General features: G+C 37.4%; 15 protein-coding genes. 9 read left to right on the forward strand and 6 right to left on the reverse strand.

The genetic code is table 11. The features are described from left to right. The 3 genes from QW284_08555 to QW284_08565 form a co-directional block, all read left to right on the forward strand. Positions 1-812, forward strand: an 812-nt coding sequence (locus QW284_08555; GenBank protein ID MEM0339715.1) for a TCP-1/cpn60 chaperonin family protein, incomplete at its 5' end; no start/stop codon positions are given. A 119-nt stretch (positions 813-931) separates the two neighbouring features. Further along, positions 932-1,303: a DNA-directed RNA polymerase subunit K gene (locus tag QW284_08560; GenBank protein MEM0339716.1), complete on the forward strand. Its 372-nt coding sequence runs from the start codon at positions 932-934 to the stop codon at positions 1,301-1,303. 135 nt (positions 1,304-1,438) lie between these two features. After that, positions 1,439-3,520 (forward strand): DNA topoisomerase I, encoded by a 2,082-nt coding sequence (locus tag QW284_08565; protein ID MEM0339717.1) that lies wholly within the window; start codon positions 1,439-1,441, stop codon positions 3,518-3,520. On the opposite strand, the gene QW284_08570 is transcribed toward QW284_08565, so the two are convergent. After that, on the reverse strand, positions 3,510-4,052 hold the full coding sequence (locus QW284_08570; protein ID MEM0339718.1) for a signal peptidase I: 543 nt from the start codon (positions 4,050-4,052) through the stop codon (positions 3,510-3,512). The two genes, QW284_08565 and QW284_08570, sit on opposite strands and share 11 nt — an antisense overlap. Further along, positions 4,036-4,359, reverse strand: coding sequence for a chromatin protein Cren7 (locus QW284_08575; protein ID MEM0339719.1), 324 nt, complete (start codon positions 4,357-4,359; stop codon positions 4,036-4,038). Before QW284_08575 ends, QW284_08570 begins: the two co-directional genes overlap by 17 nt. Before the next feature lie 108 nt (positions 4,360-4,467). Between QW284_08575 and eno the strand changes: the two genes are divergently transcribed. From eno to QW284_08590, 3 genes are all read left to right on the forward strand, one after another. Then, positions 4,468-5,757, forward strand: a complete 1,290-nt coding sequence (gene eno, locus QW284_08580; protein MEM0339720.1) for a phosphopyruvate hydratase — start codon at positions 4,468-4,470, stop codon at positions 5,755-5,757. A 187-nt stretch (positions 5,758-5,944) separates the two neighbouring features. Then, entirely contained in the window at positions 5,945-7,099 is a 1,155-nt protein-coding gene (locus QW284_08585; GenBank protein MEM0339721.1) for a TGS domain-containing protein, read from the forward strand. Positions 7,100-7,154: 55 nt separating this feature from the next. Further along, complete coding sequence (locus QW284_08590; protein ID MEM0339722.1) at positions 7,155-7,466, forward strand: hypothetical protein; 312 nt, start codon at positions 7,155-7,157, stop codon at positions 7,464-7,466. 7 nt (positions 7,467-7,473) lie between these two features. Here QW284_08590 and QW284_08595 read toward each other — a convergent pair whose 3' ends face one another. From QW284_08595 to QW284_08610, 4 genes are all read right to left on the reverse strand, one after another. Next, positions 7,474-7,899 (reverse strand): DUF2286 domain-containing protein, encoded by a 426-nt coding sequence (locus QW284_08595; GenBank protein MEM0339723.1) that lies wholly within the window; start codon positions 7,897-7,899, stop codon positions 7,474-7,476. A 63-nt stretch (positions 7,900-7,962) separates the two neighbouring features. Beyond that, entirely contained in the window at positions 7,963-8,205 is a 243-nt protein-coding gene (locus tag QW284_08600; protein ID MEM0339724.1) for a hypothetical protein, read from the reverse strand. A gap of 166 nt (positions 8,206-8,371) precedes the next feature. Continuing rightward, positions 8,372-11,188: a DNA-directed DNA polymerase I gene (locus tag QW284_08605; protein MEM0339725.1), complete on the reverse strand. Its 2,817-nt coding sequence runs from the start codon at positions 11,186-11,188 to the stop codon at positions 8,372-8,374. A gap of 106 nt (positions 11,189-11,294) precedes the next feature. Beyond that, on the reverse strand, positions 11,295-12,032 hold the full coding sequence (locus QW284_08610; protein ID MEM0339726.1) for a DapH/DapD/GlmU-related protein: 738 nt from the start codon (positions 12,030-12,032) through the stop codon (positions 11,295-11,297). A gap of 151 nt (positions 12,033-12,183) precedes the next feature. Here QW284_08610 and ppdK point away from each other — a divergent pair, with 151 nt between their 5' ends. From ppdK to QW284_08625, 3 genes are all read left to right on the forward strand, one after another. Beyond that, a complete protein-coding gene (gene ppdK, locus QW284_08615; protein ID MEM0339727.1) occupies positions 12,184-15,039 on the forward strand; it encodes a pyruvate, phosphate dikinase in 2,856 nt (951 codons plus the stop codon). Between the two features lie 121 nt (positions 15,040-15,160). After that, on the forward strand, positions 15,161-17,374 hold the full coding sequence (locus QW284_08620; protein MEM0339728.1) for a CDC48 family AAA ATPase: 2,214 nt from the start codon (positions 15,161-15,163) through the stop codon (positions 17,372-17,374). Positions 17,375-17,481: 107 nt separating this feature from the next. Further along, positions 17,482-19,965 carry a tRNA(Met) cytidine acetyltransferase TmcA gene (locus QW284_08625; GenBank protein ID MEM0339729.1) on the forward strand — a complete coding sequence of 828 codons (2,484 nt, stop codon included), beginning with the start codon at positions 17,482-17,484 and terminating at the stop codon, positions 19,963-19,965. Positions 19,966-19,969: the final 4 nt, after the last annotated feature.

Raw genomic sequence — 19,969 nt, forward strand, 5'->3', positions numbered from 1 at the left:
AGATTTCTGCTGTTGGTGCTAATGTTGTTATTTGTCAGAAGGGTATTGATGATGTTGCTCAGCATTATCTGGCTAAGAAGGGTATTATGGCTGTTAGAAGGGTTAAGAGAAGTGACATGGAGAAACTAGAAAAAGCTACAGGTGGGAGAATAGTTACTAGTGTTAGGGATCTGACTGAGAAAGACCTTGGACAATGTGCTGTTGTAGAAGAGAGAAGGGTAGGCAACGACAAGATGGTATTTGTTGAGAACTGTAAGAACCCAAGAGCAGTCACCATTTTGCTAAGAGGAGCCAATGACATGTTGCTTGATGAGGTTGAGAGAAGCTTGAATGATGCTCTCAATACTGTTAGAAATATACTTAGAGATCCAAAGATCGTCTATGGTGGTGGAGCAGCAGAGGTAGAGGTGGCAATGAGGTTAAGGAAATGGGCAGAGACAGTTGGAGGGAGGGAACAGCTAGCTATAATGGCTTTTGCTGATGCGTTGGAGGAAATACCAACGGTGCTTGCCCAGACAGCTGGCATGGATGTTTTAGAGACCCTTATGGAGCTAAGAAAGCTCCACTCAGAAGGGAAAACAGCAGCTGGCATAGATGTAGTTAATGGTAAAGTTGCTGAAAGCATGGAGAAACTCAACGTTATCGAACCTGTAATAGTAAAGAAGCAGATACTGAAGAGTGCAACAGAGACCGCAACAACGGTACTCAAAATAGATGATGTCATAGCAGCCTCGCCAAAGAGGGAAGAGAAAGGGAAGAAAGAAGAGAAGAAAGAAGAGGAGGAAGAATCAAAAACACCTTCTCTAGACTGAGGACAACATTACAATAGAGCGATTGTTTTTAAACATAAGTTTACAGATTTTTAATCTAATAAAACTTTTATTCGCTTTATTTAAATTACAATACATGAACAACTGATAAGGTTTTTACAATGAGTAAAGATCAGCAAGTTCCAACATTAGTAAAGTCGTTAAATGAGATTAGAATAGGGCCGAAAAGACTAACAAAATACGAGAAGGCACGCATTATTTCTGCAAGGGCTATCCAACTAGCTCTAGGAGCACCTCCACTCATTGATGTTGCTAAACTAGAGTTGAAGGATCCAATTATAATCGCCTATCATGAGCTATTAGCTGGGGTTTTACCGCTACTGATTAAACGAGTAAAGCCAAATGGTGAATATCAGTTAATTCCAGTACAGCTGCTGGCACGTGTAGAAAGAGATAGAATTGAAAAATTAAAAAGCTTGCTTGAGAACATTTTTTCACTTGAAGAAAAAGAGATTATGAGATATCTTATCTGAGATTAAAATGATTTAAGAGCTATCTAGGATATTCCCTATTGGCCCACATACCTTATATATTAATTTAGTTAAGGTGGTATAGTCATAGATAGAATAGAAATATAATAAGCATATTTTGGTAAAGGATGTGCTAAAATGAAGGATTATTTGAAACAAAAAGGTATTTCAATAAATAATTATGTTCTTGTAATAGCAGAGAAGCCAAAAGCTGCTCAAAAGATTGCAGAAGCTCTAAATGCGAGCAAAAAGATTATGATTAATGGGGTTTCTATCTGGTTTACACAATGGAATGGAGCTTTTTACGTTATAGCGCCAGCAGCAGGCCATTTATTTACCTTGGCAACAGATGATGTAGGTTACCCAACATTTAATTTTAAATGGGTTCCCAGACATGTAGTCGATAAAGAGAGTAGGTATGCAAGAAAATATTTTGAAGTCCTTAGAATTCTTTCGCAGAAAGCCGTTGGATTCATTAATGCATGTGATTATGATGTGGAAGGCTCTTTAATCGGCTACATGATTATCAAGAATTTTGGTGACATTAAGAAGGCTAAGAGAGCCAAGTTTTCTAGTTTAACTCCCGCAGATATTCGAAAGGCTTTTTCTAATCTTTCAAGCATTGACTATAATATGGTTGAAGCTGGTTATTGTAGACATGTACTGGATTGGCTATGGGGCATAAACATATCAAGGATGCTAATGGATTTGCATAAACAGGTATTTGGAAAAAAGAGCATATTAAGTGCTGGAAGAGTTCAAACACCAACACTAGTTTATGCAACTGATATGGTGCTGAAAAGACGTTTACATGTTCCTGTGCCATATGCTGTAATAGATATTTCACTAGAACTAGGCAATAAAACGCTTAAACCAGTATATGAAGGAGACCCTATAGACTCTTTAGACAAGGCAAAGCAGATAATCGAAAAAATAAAGATGAAGCCCTATGCCACCATTAAAAAGGTTTATAAAGAAATAAAGGTTTATAACCCACCTCATCCATTCAATCTTCCAGATCTGCAAAAAGAGGCATATAGGATCTACAGGATAAGTCCACATAAAACACAGAAGATAGCTGAAGACCTTTATTTAGATGCCTTAATAAGCTATCCGAGGACCAACAGCCAGAAGATTCCTCAAACACTAGACATTAAAAACATATTAAACATGATTGGATTAAATAAAAACTATAGAGACCTTGTAAAGCAGATCATCAAAGAAACTAGCGGTATTTTAAAACCCAATAACGGTCCTCTAGATGATCCTGCACACCCCGCGATTTATCCTACTGGTGAAATGCCTAAAAAGCTGGATCCTCAACATGAAAAAATATATGATATTATTGTCAGAAGATTTTTAGCTACACTCTCTACACCTTTAAAGATCATGGAATTGAATGTAGTGTTAGACATTCACGGCTTACGATATTCTATTACCACAAATAAAGTTTTGGACCATGGATGGCTCAAATACTATCCATATTTCCACATAGTGGAGGATCAGTATTTGACTAATTACAAGTTTATTGAGGGTGAAGAGATCCCTATAAAGAGTTTTAATATAAAGATCATGTACACAAAAGCACCTCAAGCACCATCTAAAATATCCTTATTGAAATGGATGGAAAGCATGAACATAGGTACTGAGTCGACAAGAGCCGAGATAATAGAGTTGCTTTTTAACAGAGGATACCTAAAATCTAAGTCAAGATCTGTAGACGTATCAGACACAGGCTTTTTCGTAACTTTTCTGCTCAAGAAGTATGTAGAGGACTTGGTTAGTGTTTCACTAACTAGGAAATTTGAAGAATATTTGAGAGATATAAGGGAAGGCAAAGCCAAGTGCGACAGCGTTGTTGAGGAGGCAAAGAATGTTTTGCTGAGGTATATAAGCAATGTATTGAAAATTAAATCAGCAATAATTTACGACATATTCTCTGTGGTGCCATGTATAGATAATGTAAATTGCAAAACAATAAGCAATAAAGGAATATGTAAAGTGTGCAGGAGATTTGCAGATGAAAATGGTTTTTGCGTTTTTCATAGAGCTGCCTGGGAGAATATTCTAAGGGAATTTGAGAAATGGAGGAAGTTCGGTTTTGACTGGAGAGGTTATTTAAAAAAGATCTTATCGCTCAAATCCTCAGGACTATATGTAAAGGAGGTTGCATATTATATTCTAAACCATGAACCAGAAAAACATAGTCCTATCTCGTGATAAGACCTGTTATTTTTATTACAACGCCATTTATCTGCAAAACCTTTCCTACTACTCTCGAAACATCTATACCTCTATAACTATCATCGATTGCTTGAAGTATGTTTTCAACAAAGACATTGTTAACACCATGCAAAATTTCTATGGTGCCTTTTCTGCATTCAATGCTAGTTCTATATGAGATGAATGTTGCTTGATCAACAAACTGATTGTTATCACCTTTTGTCATATAAAGGTTCTTGCCAGAACAATTTATTATACCTATTACTCTATGTATCACAAATTCATTATAGTCATTTCTAAAAATAATTATGTCGCCAAGGTGTATGTTATCAGATGGAATAATTAACACAATATCACCGTCGTGAAGCAATGGATACATACTATACCCTTCAACAACAGCTATGGTTATTTGTTTCCATAAATAATAAGCCAAATTGGCGTAAAGCAGTAACAATATAAGCAATAAAAGCAATACTGTTTCAAGAGTTTTTAGTGTTTTGCTCATTTCCATTCTACTCTTCCTCCTCATTAGAAATCTCATCTAAATCAAGTTCGATTACATTTTCGCTTCTTTCGCTTCTACCACTACCTAGAGTAATAGTTTTCTTAGCACTCTCTATCTCTACATTCTCACTACCGACTTTCATTTTCGATATAACACTACGCCATTTGTAACCGCAGTTGGGACACTCATATATTCCCATTATAGTTATAGTCACTCTTCCTGCACTATCAGGTATTGGTGCTATTAATTGCCATGTTTTGGTGGGAGAAGATACAACTGTTCCACACTTTGGACACTTGTTTGAGATCTTTTGACTTTCCTTTTTGGGCATTCCCACTCACATGCATACCATTACTTAAGTCGCGTATATAAACCTTTGATAGAGGAGCAAAATATATTATGTTCTAACAATAATAATTTTAATCGCAAGTGATGAGCAATGTCCAATCCATACATAATAAAATTTGTAGATGCATTACAAGTGCTTGATTCACGTGGGGATCCTACCGTAGAGGTAGTTGTAGAAACTGTTGGTGGTGGCGTTGGTAGAGCCATTGCACCAGCAGGAGCATCTAGAGGTAAATTTGAGGCTCTAGAGCTTAGGGATGAAGATGCGAAAAAGTTTAAAGGGCGAGGCGTAAGCAAAGCTGTTTCAAATGTTGTAAATTATATTGCGCCAGCAATACAAGGAATTGATGCAAGAAAACAGAGAGAAGTAGATAAAATAATGATGCAGATAGATGGTACCCCCACCAAATCTAGGTTAGGTGCAAATGCAATTTTAGCAACGAGTTTAGCTGTAGCAAAGGCAGCTGCTGATACATCAAAAATTCCCCTATTTCAGTATCTAGGAGGCATGAATAGCAGAATTTTACCTGTGCCACTTTTGAATATTATTAACGGAGGTGCGCATGCAGGAAATGAACTAGCTGTCCAAGAGTTTATGATAGTTCCAATAGATTTTGATTCATTTTCAGATGCAATAAGAGCTGCAGTTGAAATATACAAGGAATTGAAATCAGTGCTAAAAAACAGGTACGGATCCTTGGCAGTCAACGTAGGTGATGAAGGCGGATATGCCCCTCCAATGAAATTTGTGAGAGAGGCTATAGAGGCTCTTTTAACAGCCATTAAAAACTGTGGCTATGATTCAGAGAAGCAGGTGAGGATATCACTAGATGCAGCAGCTTCTCAGTTTTACGATGAGGCAAATAACGTTTATGTAGTAGATGGTAACAGGCTCAGTAAAGAAAAGCTTATTGAATATTGGAAATCGTTAGCTACAGAATTCAACATTTTAAGCATTGAAGATCCATTCAACGAAGAGGAGTTTGAGGCTTATGCTGAGCTTAGAAAAGAGCTAAAAGATAAAACAATTATTGTTGGTGACGATCTTACCGTAACAAACGTTAACAGACTTGAAACAGCAATCAAATATGGCTCTGTCTCTGCTGTTATTGTTAAACCTAATCAGATAGGTACACTATCGGAGACTCTAGACTTCATATCGTTAGCTAAAAACAATGGTGTCTATACAATTATAAGTCATAGAAGTGGGGAAAGCGAAGATAATACAATAGCCCACCTTGCTGTGGCTGTGAACGGACCATTTATAAAAACTGGAGCCCCAGCAAGAGGAGAACGAACTGCCAAGTACAATGAATTGCTGAGGATAGAAAAATACCTTGCCGGCAATGCAATATACGCTGGGAAGTTCTTAAAGTTGTAGCAATTTTGTTCAGCAAAGGGCTCTTCATCAATTTTATTCAGTAGCGCCCTAGACCTCATCATGTTGCAACGCTATAGTTAATTGAGGCACAACAATTAATTAATTTTTATACCAAAATATATCACAGTGTCTAAATTAGTAGAAAGAGAAGCATAAAACATATACTGTTTTTGCTGGGTTTGAGAGAATGGTTACAAACTTACCTGCTGAAGCTAAAGCAAAATTTGCAAAATACATGGAGGCTAGAACACCTGAGGAAAAGCTTCGAGCACTAGAGGAGTTTCTTTCAGCAGTTCCAAAACATAAGGGTACAGAGAATCTTGTACGCTGGGTTAGAAAAAGGATGGCTGAGCTTAGAGAAGAAATTGAGGAGAAAAGACAGAAGAGGTCAGGAGGTGGACTCTCCTTTTTTGTTGAAAAAGAGGGGGCCGCTCAACTGATTTTACTGGGCTTCACAAAGTCTGGCAAGAGTGCTTTACTGAGATTCTTAACTGGGGCCAAAGCCGAGGTCTCAGACGTTCCATATACTACTAAGTTCCCTGTTGTCGGTATGATGCAATATGAAGATGTACAATTTCAGATTGTTGAAGCACCTTCAATAATACCAGAAGGAGGAGGATGGAACACAAAAGTAGCTGGCCTAGTTAAGAATAGTGATGGTATCATAATAGTGTTGGATGCTTCAAAAGATTATGAGAATGATTTTAAACGTATTATCGAATTTTTGAATGACAATGGAATTAGTATTGAGAGGCCTAGAGGATTTGTGGAAATTGAGAAGAGCCATGCTGGTGGGATAAGAATAGTTAATTATGGCAGATTTTTAGGTACTGAAGAGGATGTTGTCAAACTTCTTAATAGCTATAGAATATACAATGCAATAGTTAAAATATATGGTGAAGCAAATCTAGACGATGTTGAAAAAGCAATTTTTGAAAGGGTAGTGTATAAACCAGCCCTAGTTTTATTAAATAAAATAGACCTTGTTAATGATTCAAGTAACTTACATGATAGATTCTTAAAGGAATTAAAATTGCCTGCCATCTCTGTTTCAATAGTGAAGGGATTTAACAAAGATGTTATAGGAGATGCAATATTTAGATTGGTCAATATCATAAGAATATATACTAAACCTCCCAATGGAGAGCCATCATCTAGACCGCTAGTGCTAAAAAAGGGAGCTACAGTACTTGATGTCGCAAAAGCAATTCACAAAGATTTTGTGAGAAAATTTGCCTATGCCAGGGTCTGGGGTACCTCTGTAAAATATCCTGGGCAGAGGGTGGGTCTGGATCATATTTTGCATGATAGAGATGTAGTTGAAATAGTTCTTAGAAAATAAATTCATAACAATTTAAATACCTTTCACATACCTAAACACTTAGAAGGTAATTAAAATGAATGTTAAAAAACTAATACTAGTAACTGCAAAGCATCTTCCACAACATAAGTACTTTGAGGCATTGGCGAAGCAGCTAGCAGAGCAGTTAAAGGTGCCTCTGGATATAATTGAAGAGGATTATGTGTTCGTAAATACATATGGTGAGAAGGACGAATTTGGTATGGCTTGGCTTCCACAATTATTCGCGGAATTGAATGGGGAAATAAAGCCTGTTCTAACAAGGCTACCAATAAGTGAAAAGACTTTAGATGTTGATCTAGAAAAAGCGAGAAAAGAAGTACTAAATGCGTTAGGCCTTGCACAATAACATACCATTATTCCTCTTCAGTTTCTTCTTCCTCTCTATGTTCAGGCGATGTTATTCCTTTTGCCAGTTCCTCTACTTTCTCCGAAATGAACTCATCTATATATGGTGCAACAATAAATACTTTCGAATCAATTATATTATCGTCTATCCACTGATTCTCAAAGCTTACAAGGTAAACAATCACCTCCACAGTTGCAACATCACCTTTTCTCCTAAGATTAAGCTGTGAATAAAGATCATACTGCTCTTTTTTTATGGGCAACTTAATGTTTATTTCATGTTTATGTTTCATCACTATCAAATCAGATTTTTGTGGCTCCCAAATATTCAAAGCCTTCATTACAACGTCCTTTAAAACATTATTAAATTCTCCTTCGACTATGTTTTTCTCCTTTATTTCCCCTAATTCAGCTCTTAGAACTAGTATTCTCAATATTCATTACCTCTCTAATTTATTCATAGAAACAATGTATGTCGGTTTAAAAAATTATATAGTTTATATGATCAATGAAATAGTTATGAATATTATTCCTAACATTAATACAACCAAGCCGAGGTATTTTACATTCATTTTCCAAAAGGCTTTTGCTAGTTTTGCTATTCCCACACTAAGATAATATACTGTGACTATCATCACTAGTACTACACCAATCCATGCAAACATCTTTGCAATATTGCTACTATTGTTTATTAATAGCGTAAAATGATTAAGCACATCAGTTAGTTCTTCTAACCCCATATTGATTTTCCCAAAAATTTTTGTTCCAAAATGGGATATAATAAAAGTAGTACGGCATTTGCAACTGTGATGAAGGTTAAAAGCGCTGATTAATGATGAGAGCCCACAACTGAGTGGAAAATATACAGATATAAACAAGTCTATTCCAGGTCAAAATCATGCGCTTTTAACTTATTTTACCTCCTCCAACGATGTCCTCCCATGATATGTTTAAAGCTGTAAATAACTGTTCTAAAGAAGTCTTCATAGTCTCAACATATTTCTGTACATCAAGTTCTGTTATCTTTGCTAATTGTATTGGTTTTACACCTTCCTTAGACTTGGTCTTAATATATGTTATAACATCACCAGGGGATATCTGCATGCCGTATCTTTGGAGCATTAAAGCTGCTTTTACATGTTGTGGGGTGTTCTTCTTGTATTCAGAGAGTGGTTTAGATAATGTTGTTTGAAATGCTATTTCATCTAATGTGAGGAGCTTGTACTTTAGCAATATATAGTATTTTTCAAGTTCATTTCTTATCTCATTTATTACCTTAAAGGCATCTTCAGGTTCTTCTATTGTTGATAGCTGTTTGAGAATATAGGAAAACAGCTGTTTTATGAAATCAGGGGTATTCCTCTTTTTGCCAACCATTCCTTTAACATCTATTTCGCCTGATGATAACACCCCAACGTAGTTTTTCTTCAAGGCTGGGAAAGCAACGAATTTATAGATTTTATCTGTTTCTAATTCAAGACCAAATGTTTCCTCAACCCATTTTTTAAGCTCATTTAACTTAGATTCATCAGGATTCCATATAAATAGTGAGTCTGTATCACCATACAGAACGATAAGTCCTAGTTCCAAGGCTTTATCTTTTGTAGCCATAATAACCCTCCTTCCAGTTGCAGTTACGCTTTCTGCAACTGATGGGGCATAGAATGAGAAGTTCTCTGCTCCGAAAACACCATAAGCAGCATTGATAAATACCTTCATAGCTCTTTGTACAACATCATACCAGCTTCTAGTGGCATCATCAAGATTTTTGTCCTTTGCCTTCTTTTTGTATATTTTAACCCTGAAATCTCGGAGCATACCAACAATCGCTGCAGTTATTCCCGGTCTATCGAGGCATACGTGGTGTATAACTTTACCATTTTCATCTATAACATTGCTTATTTTTTTACAGACATTTGTATCTGGGTCTATAGTTTCATAGCTTAGGTTCCATCTCTTCATGATTGAAGGATATAGAGAAGCAAAATCTAGTACAATAACGTTGAAGAATATTCCTTGTGGCGGCTCCATGACAATGGCTCCAGCATATTTCTTCCCCTTAATTATTGCTTCTGTTACCTTCTTGCTTTTTAGCCTTAATATGTCATCTTTCCTTGGAATCAAATAGCCTCTTTTTCTATGCTCCCAATAAAACATATTCTTAATCCATATCGATACCGTTGAACGTGTCAAATCCTCTAATCCAAGTTTACTTATACGCATTAGTAGCAACATGAGTTTCCATACAAGCTCATTTGAGAATGTTGTTAATTCTAACGTTATTTGGGCATCTCTGAAGTTATATCTAATCAAATCTCCAAGGCTTACTTTACTTAAGTCTTCATCTAGTTGTACCTTTCCAATGCCTAATAATGCTTGGGCTACAGCATCTAAATTGGCCTCTTTGTAGCGTGCCTCAAATGCATATGTTTGAATAGCTTTGTTACTGAAGAATTTATATAAATCAACATGAAGTGATGTTCTGAGTTTTGCTTCAAATTCTATTTTATTTCCTTTAACAACCTTCTTTATTTCCATACCCAGCAATTCAGCATCGATATTAAGCTTAATGGCTCTAGATAGCAAGTATCTAAAGTCAAAATTGTCTCCATTAAATGTTAATATTATTGGATAATCTTGCAATAAATTGATGAAATCTAGAATCATATTTCTCTCACTATCATATATCTCTACCTCAACATCCTTTGGCATATCTGTAATAACCTTGAGATTCTCTCTATATAGCACAAAAACTTTTTTAAGTCCATCATTTGATGCCATAGCTATGGAAATTATTGGGTATTCTGCTGTTTCAGGAGAGGGTACTCTTCCTTCGAAAGGTGTATAAACCTCTATATCGATAGCTAATCTGTTGGGCGAGAACCATTTAGCTTCAAATAGCTTGGTGAGATGTACGGCTACATCAATTAATTCTTTGTCTTCCACACCCAAGCTTTTCTTGATATTATCAACCAAGGAATTCTCATCAATATTACTAGTATCTTTGAATTCACCTACATTTACAGAATATGGAAGGCCGGGAATAAGTAGATTGTCATATATGTAGTTGATATGATATCTTATATCAGCTTCCCATGCCTTAGCAACTCTTTCTCTAAGTGTTCTTACAGCCAAGGGATCCTTTACAACAATTTTGGTTAATACCCTCTTCATGTTGTAGAGTAAATCAATTTTTTCAACAACTTCAACATGGTCAAACGATGGGTGGGAAACTATTCTTTTAATCACAGGATCATTCCTATCATTGAACTTATCTACGCTTATGTCTGTTAGAAAATATGGTTTATGCCCTGTCTTGTCATAAAGAAACAATAGCTTATTCGATTCTGGATCGTAGAAAACTAGAACAGCTTTTTTAGCATCTCCATCGTAGTCAACTTGAAGAAGATATGCAGAGGAGATAGAGTCTACTACTACACGCTTTTTAAAGAATGGTTTTATTATAGGCTCATTTATGTCTAAGTTTTTTTGAACCACGATGTTTATATTAGATGATTCCATGATTTTCTGATACTCGCTGATATTATCGATACTCGTTCTGGAAAACGTATTAGCCTCGCGCATAGTTGCAGATGTAGCTACGGAAGCATTGTTAGCATGGCTACCTGTTTCAGATGGCTGATTAGAATCTTTGTTGGTGGATGTGGATTCTGTAGGTGGTTTTCTCGACATAAATTCTAACAATGATTTGTTTTTTCCCATATTCAAACCCGATACAATTAAACATAGTAAGTTAACTATTCAGCACTACTAGGATAGATACAGTATTAACTTGGGTTATAAAGGTGTGTAGTATTAAATGAATTGATTATCTCCAAGGAAATTTATTTAGAGCACCCTCATAATCTTTTTTCTTTGCCTCATATTCATCTCTTCTCATTATAGTTTTTGCAGGAACGCCAGCGACAACAGTATAAGGCTCAATGCTTTTAGTAACTATTGAGCCTGCTGCTATTACAGCCCCTTTCCCGATTCTAATACCTGCAACTATAGTGCTATTAGCTCCTATGATAACATCGTCCTCTACAATAGTTTCTATCAGTCTGTTGCTTGGCGGGTATCTATCATTTGTGAACACAACTCTAGGTGCTATGAAAACACGAGATCCTATAGTTACCCATGGCGGTATGTACACATTTGACTGTATGATTGTGTCATCTCCTATAGTGACGAAACCATCTATTATTGTATACGAGCCTATTTTACATCTTTTACCTATTCTTGTATCCTCTCTCAAGAGGACATAGTGCCCAGTTTCACAGTTATCATCAATCAGAACCCTCTCATATATTATAGTACCACGCCTAATAATACACTGATTTCCAATTATACTACCTTCGCTCAGCTCATCAAATATGTGATCAATCTTGCTATCTACATGCTTCTCCATCATCTCAACAATCTTTCTTCTCGAAGGATAACCAACAGTAACTTCATCGTCAATAAATGAGTTTGCGCCTATTCTTGTAGGGCCATATATTGTTGCCTCATAGCCTATTTTTGATGTTCTATCTATAGATGTCTTTTTTCCAATGAAGCCACTCAAATTTATACACCTATGTCCGAACCACACCTTCTTTTCACAATATATTTTAGCTTGTCTAATTATTCTTTACACAGTTATAGTGAGTAGCATTTATAAACTAATTCATGTAATCTTAGTCTGGTCATGAAAGCGCATTAAAGGTGTTTTTAGCATGTCTGCAAGCATAAAGAAGTATGTATATCAATTTGAGGAGGCAGACGAGAAGAATAAGAAGCTATTTGGTGGTAAAGGAGTAAGCTTAATACAAATGTCAAAACTTGGCCTTCCAGTACCACCAGGATTCATAATAACCACCGATACATGTGTAGATTTCTATGCACCTAGAAAAGCTGAAATAGATGCAATAGAGGCTGAGCTTTCAAAGAACCCCCCACCAGAAGTTAGAGATAAGCTAATAGAAAAGGTTTGGGGTATTATAGATTCTTTACAGCTACCACCAGGACTATGGGATCAGGTTGTAGAACATGTAAAAATCCTCGAGAAGAAAACAGGTAAGAGGTTTGGAGACCCCAACAATCCACTACTTGTATCAGTGAGAAGTGGCGCACCAATTTCGATGCCTGGAATGATGGACACCGTTCTCAATCTAGGTCTAAACGATCAAGTGGTTGTGGGGCTAGCGAAACTTGCTGATAATGAGTGGTTTGCATATGATGCTTATAGAAGATTCATTAACATGTTTGGAAAGATAGTACTTGGAATTGATGAAAAATTATTTAATGCTGTATTTGATGAGCTTAATGAAAAGTTTAAGAAGGAGGTAGAAGAGAAGTTCAGCGACGAGCTTCAGAAGATTAGAGAGAGAATACCTGTTTACACACCTAGACTAGATGCACAGCCACCAAGAGATATAGCGCCGAGGCTATGGCAAAGATCTGTTGAATACATGAAGGAGCTTGTTGAAAAATACAAAGAAGTTGTCAAGAAGAACTGGGGTGAGTTTCCACAAGACCCATGGAAGCAACTGGAACTAGCTATAAAAGCAGTGTTCAGATCTTGGATGAATCCAAGAGCCATATTCTATAGAATAATGAACAAAATAACACCAGAAATAGCGCATTGCACGGCTGTTAATGTTGTCACCATGGTATTTGGCAACATGGGCTGGGATAGTGGAACTGGTGTTGTATTCAGCAGGGATGTTGCTACGGGAGAAAATGTCTTATATGGCGAATTCTTGCCAAATGCGCAAGGAGAAGATGTTGTAGCAGGTATACGAACACCATATCCCGTATCAGAGTTAAAGAGAATTAATCCAAAGCTATATGAGGATCTCTATAATGCTGCCAAGCTATTAGAGAAAGTGAACAAGGATGTACAAGACATAGAATTTACAGTTGAAAGAGGCAAGCTATACTTCTTACAATGCAGAGATGCAAAGATGACTCCACTAGCAAGAGTTAAAACAGTTGTTGACATGGTCAAAGAGGGTATATTAACAAAAGAAGAGGCAATACTTAAGGTAAGCCCAGAGCACGTCATTCAATTGCTCTATCCAAGAATAGATCCCAAAGCGAAGGCAACCCCAATAGCAAAGGGACTTCCAGCATCCCCAGGTGCTGTGAGCGGACAGGCAGTTTTCCACCCTGATGATGCAGTTAGATGGGCTAAGGAGGGTAAGAAGGTTATACTTGTAAGAACAGAGACAAAGCCTGACGACGTTCACGGATTCTATGCAGCAGTTGGAATATTAACAAGCAGAGGTGGTATGACAAGCCATGCAGCAGTTGTAGCAAGAGCAATAGGCAAAACAGCTGTTGTTGGAGCAGAGGCTCTGGAGGTCCATGAGGAAGAGAAGTACTTTAGAGTTGGCAACATTGTTGTAAGAGAAGGCGACTGGATTACAATTGATGGTAATTCAGGCAATGTGTATTTAGGTGTTGTTCCAACAGTTGAGGCAGGGCTTATACCAGAGCTTGCTGAATTGCTTGAATGGGCTGATAAAATCAGGAAGCTTGGTGTAAGAGCAAATGCTGATGTTCCAACAGATGCAGAAATAGCTTTGAAGTTCGGCGCTGGAGGTATTGGTCTGCTACGAATAGAGAGAATGTTTAGAAAGCCAGAGAGGTTAGAGTTACTAAGGAAGGTTATATTAGCTGAGAACACAGAAGAGAGGATCAAGCATCTAAAGCCTTTAGCTGAGATGATCAAGCAGGACTTCAAAGAGATCTTCAAAATAATGAATGAAAAGCCTGTAATTGTTAGACTAATTGATCCACCACTTCACGAGTTCTTGCCAAAGCCTGAAGAGGTTCTAAGAGAAATCTACGAACTTAGAATGAAGAACGCATCGGAAGAGATTATCAAGGAGAAGGAGTGGTTGTACAAGAGAGTCTCGCTCTTGCAGGAAGCAAACCCAATGCTTGGTCACAGAGGTGTTAGAGTGGGTGTATCATATCCAGAATTCTACTACTATCTCGCCACAGCCATACTAGAGGCAGCAGCAGAGCTTAAGAAGGAAGGTTACAAACCGATAGTGGAGATAATGATACCTCAGGTAGCAGAGGTAAATGAAATTAGATATGTTAAGCAAAAGGCTATACTACCTGCACTAGAAGATGTTAAGAAGAGGTATGGTATTGAGCTAGATGTTAAAATAGGCACCATGGTTGAGACGGTTAGAGCATGTCTAGTAATGGATGAGATAGCAAAAGAGGTAGATTTCATAAGCTTTGGTACAAATGATCTTACCCAAGCAACATTTAGCTTCAGCAGAGATGATGCAGAGAACAAGTTCCTACCTCTATATCTACAAGAAAAGATATTGCCAGCCAATCCATTTGAGACCTTGGATGTAAAAGGTGTTGGTAAGCTAATTGAAATGGCTGTCAAAATGGCGAGGGCAAGCAATCCCAAAATAGAGATTGGAATTTGTGGAGAGCATGGAGGCGATCCAGCTTCGATAATGTTCCTACACAAAGTGGGCTTAGACTATGTCAGTGCATCTCCATTCAGAGTGCCTGTAGCTAGGTTAGCGGCTGCTCAAGCAGCTCTGAAACACAAGTGATTTTGAGGATAAAGTCGAATCATTTTCTACAATAATTTTTGTTCCATTCTAAAGTTTTTTATCAAAAACCTTTTATGCTTGTTAGAGACTTTTAATAAATGCACTTGAGGGTGTTTTTGCCATGTCAGGCGATAAAGAGGTTACACTAAGAGTTGAATCTGCTAAACAACGAGATGTTGGAAAAAAGATTGCTAGGGTGCCAAGAAAAGTTTTTAAGGAGCTTGGCCTTGAGGTCGGCGACTATATTGAGATTAGAAGTAATAAGGGAGTTACTGTAGCCCAAGCATGGCCTGCATATCCTGAGGATGAGGGTTACGAAATAATAAGAATAGATGGGTTTATGAGAGAAGCACTTAATGTGAGCGTAGGTGATGTGGTATCTGTGAGAAAAGCTAATGCTGTGCCTGCACAAAGAGTTGTCTTAGCTTTTGACGAATCTGATTTTCTTGGTGCTGATTATGATCCTAGGTATAGGGAATATTATGCAAGGAATCTGGCACAGTATCTAAAGAGGGAGTTGCTTCAAAAGCCATTGATTAGGGGAGATATAGTTGTTCTATCATATTTCGGTTACTTTGGAAACCCAATTAGACTTAGGGTAATATCAACAATACCTTCTCAAATAGTCTATGTTACAGAGTCTACAGATATTGTTATAAGACCAGAACCTGTTAGAGGAGCACCTGCAGGAGTGCCAAGGGTTACATGGGAGGATATTGGTGATTTAGAAGAGGTAAAGGAAAAGATAAGAGAGATTGTTGAGCTTCCTCTAAAGCATCCAGAGCTTTTTGAGAGGCTTGGTATAGAGCCTCCCAAGGGCATTCTTCTCTACGGCCCACCAGGTGTTGGAAAAACTCTGCTAGCAAAAGCTTTGGCAAATGAGACAGGCGCTTACTTTTTGGCGATTAACGGGCCAGAGATAATGTCTAAATACTATGGAGAATCTGAGCAAAGGCTTAGGCAGATTTTTGAGGAGGCTAAAAAGAATGCTCCTGCAATAATATTTATTGATGAGATTGATGCAATAGCTCCTAAGAGAGAGGAGGTAGTGGGCGAAGTAGAGAAAAGAGTTGTTGCCCAGCTTTTAGCACTGATGGATGGTTTGGAGGAGAGAGGAAAGGTTATAGTCATAGGCGCTACCAATAGACCAGATGCTGTTGACCCTGCACTAAGAAGACCTGGGAGATTTGACAGAGAGATTGAGGTGCCACCACCAGACAAGAGAGCGAGGAGAGAGATACTCGCAGTGCATACACGGAACGTTCCTCTTGCAGAAGATGTTGATCTAGATAAACTTGCTGAGATGACCTATGGTTATACGGGAGCAGATCTTGCTGCACTTGTTAAGGAAGCTGCTATGAACGCGCTCAGACGCTTCTTGAAAGAACATGCAATAGATCTTGATAAACCAATTCCTTCAGAATTGCTTCAAAAACTAAAGGTTACCATGGCAGACTTTTACAAGGCTATGAAGAATATAGCCCCATCACTTATGAGAGAAGTGCTTATTGAGGTTCCTGAGGTTCATTGGGACGATATAGGAGGTTTAGATCTTGTTAAGCAACAACTCAGAGAGGCAGTTGAATGGCCAATAAGATATCCTCACATATTTGAACAAATGGGTATAAGACCTCCCAAGGGCATTCTTCTCTACGGCCCACCAGGTTGCGGGAAAACCTTGTTAGCAAAGGCAGCTGCAACAGAAAGTGGTGCCAACTTTATAGCGGTGAAAGGACCTGAGGTACTAAGCAAATGGGTTGGAGAATCAGAGAAAGCAATAAGAGAGATTTTCAAAAGAGCTAGAAAAGCTGCTCCAACTATAATATTCTTTGATGAGATAGATGCCATAGCACCAATAAGAGGACATGACATATCTGGTGTTACAGATAGGATAGTTAATCAATTGCTTACTGAAATGGATGGTATTGAAGCATTAAGAGGAGTGGTTGTTATAGGCGCTACCAACAGACCAGATCTCTTAGACCCTGCACTACTGAGACCAGGAAGATTCGACAGAATAATATTTGTTCCTCCGCCAGATCTCAAAGCGAGGTACGAAATATTAAAGATACATACGAGGAAGATTCCGCTGGCTGAGGATGTCGATCTAATTGAACTTGCAAAAAAGACTGAGGGTTATAGTGGAGCAGATTTAGAAGCTCTGGTGAGAGAGGCTGTGATGCTTGCGCTAAGAGAGGATCTGACTCCAAGACCAATATCATTTAAATACTTTATAAAAGCAATGGAATATGTAAAACCCAGTCTTACAAAAGATAGACTTGAGGCATACGAAAAGATTCAAGAGGAGTTGTCAAGAAGAATTATGTACATGTGAAAGTATGTACTTTTTACCAAAGCTTTCATATATTTTTAAACTAGGCAAGTTTGAATTTTGAGTACGGATTCTTAAGATGTTCTCTTCAAGATTAAACAGTGGTGAAGATGATTAAAAGAGATGAGATAGCAGGGCATCTCAGAAATAAGAACTATAAACAGTTTAGAGAGCATTTCTTAAATGAGCTTCGCAAAGCTATTGAAAATAGGTATAGATTGCTACTTATACTTGCTGGCGATGATCATAGAAAGCAGATAATAATGTTATCAGATATTGTAATAAATTTTCTAAGGGTTTTTCTTAGTTATAGAGATTATGCAAGAATGCTTTATGTATATCATGACGAATTTGATGATGCCAACCTTAGAAAAAGTGTATTCAATTCCTTGGTTAAAAGTTATATCAAGAAAAAGAAGATTAATGTAAAATTAGAGCTTGCAGTATATGAAAACTCTGATAAGTATTTGGGAACTACGTATCAAGTCTTGATAATGGATCTTACAAATAGTTTACGACCACTAGATATTGGAAGACTTGTTGGGATAGTTGAGGGAGGTGGCATAGTCGTTTTACTAGTTCCCAAATGGGATGACTGGCACAATAGAAAAAATTTGTTTCAAATGTCTCTAACAGTTCCACAACATCCAGAGCCTAGAAAAGTTTTTGTCAAATGGTTTAAGGACATAACCTTGAATAGCCCTGGTATATTTATATATGATATTGACGTTGATGGAATCATAAAAATGGATAACATTAATCTAAATACTTCTGGGAGGAAGGAGATAAAACTACCTGTTGGGTCCAGATTTCCAGTAGAATTATACAAACTGGCTTTAACGCAAGATCAAGTAGAGGCTGTTAAGATTTTAGAGAATTTCATTGACCCTCCTAAAAAGCCTTTTAAGAGAATTACAGCAATATACATTGCTGATAGAGGTAGGGGAAAGTCATGTGCAATTGGAATTGGGTTGGCAGGTCTCATCAACGCATTGCTGGAGGTTAAGAATAAAATAAGAATAGCTGTTACAGCACCTTCTCTAAACAATGTCCAATCATTGATGCTATTAGCTATGAAAGCTCTCGACACTATAGGCTTGAGGTATAAGAAGTTTGAAAAAAATGGTATGATATATGAAATAAGAGGTGATAAATTTAGTATTGAATACTGGGAGCCAGCTGTAATACCGAAACTAGATGTTGATATAGCTGTTGTTGATGAAGCTGCTGGGATACCTGTCCCCCTTCTTCATAAAATATGGAGCAGATTTAGAAGAACGATTTTTGCTACAACAATACATGGCTATGAGGGTGCTGGTAGAGGTTTTTCAATAAGGTTCTTGAAGAGAATTAGAGAAGATAGAGAGACAAATTTAATGTTATTTGAGATGGAGGAGCCTATAAGATATTCAAACAATGACCCAGTTGAGAAATGGCAGTTTAGGGTGCTTTTACTCGATGCAGAACCAGATGAACTAACAGAAGATGACATGAAGCTAATCGAGGAAAAGAGATTTGTTTACCTAAAACTACAGCCAGAATCATTATTCACATTGGAGAACGAAAAAATCCTAAAGAGCCTTTTCGGCATATATGTATTGGCCCATTATAGAAATGAGCCAGACGACCTAGCAATGATGGCTGATGCACCACATCATAGCATAAGAGCACTAGCTCTTGAGAATGGTAAAATAGTTGCAGCAGCTCAACTTGCTGAAGAAGGCCCCATACCAGATGAATATATAGATTCTCTGTTGAGAGGGGGTAAGATACCAGGGAATATAATACCTGATAGATTGTTGAAACATGGTAGGATTAGGGAGATAGGATCTGGTAAGGGATGGAGAATTGTGCGAATAGCTGTACATCCTAGTGTGCAAGGGAGGGGAATAGGTTCTTTTCTCCTAAACGAGCTTGCCAAGGAGGCTAGTGAAAGAGGCTATGATTGGATTGGAAGTGGCTTTGGGGCAACAAGTGAGCTACTTCATTTCTGGATAAAAAATGGGTTTGTGCCCCTACATATATCGCCTGATAGAAATCCCGTTAGTGCTGAATATACAGTTCTTATTTTGAAACCATTAAACGATAAATGGAAACATATTGTTGAAATAATATATGGAGAATTTGTTGAAAAACTAATTGAGAGCATGCATGACACATATAGGGATTTAGAAGTTGATGTGGCATGGCAACTTCTAAAGGCATTTAAGAAAACGGATATAAATGTTTGTAAAGAACCTTCTTTAACCCCAATTCAATTAGATAGACTACTAAGTTATGTGGAAGGATATATGACATACGAATCTTGTTGCGATGTCATAACAATTATTATAAAGCATTATTGGAGATCTCATGAGAGTTGTAGAATGTTAGAGTCGGCAGAAGAGAAATTGACTATATTAAAAACATTGCAGGGACTGTCATGGGATCAGTGTGCAAGTTTGCTAGGGGCTAAAAAAGCTAAGCTTCTTGATGATATGAGGAGGATAGTATCTAAGATTTTAGCCCACTTTTTCGCAATAAACGAAAATAATATAGACAAACTTTTAGGTAAGGTGTCATTGAATGATTATACAGAAAAGAGAGGAGGGTGACTAA

It is taken from the genome of Ignisphaera sp. (assembly GCA_038735125.1).
GTDB lineage: Archaea > Thermoproteota > Thermoprotei_A > Sulfolobales > Ignisphaeraceae > Ignisphaera.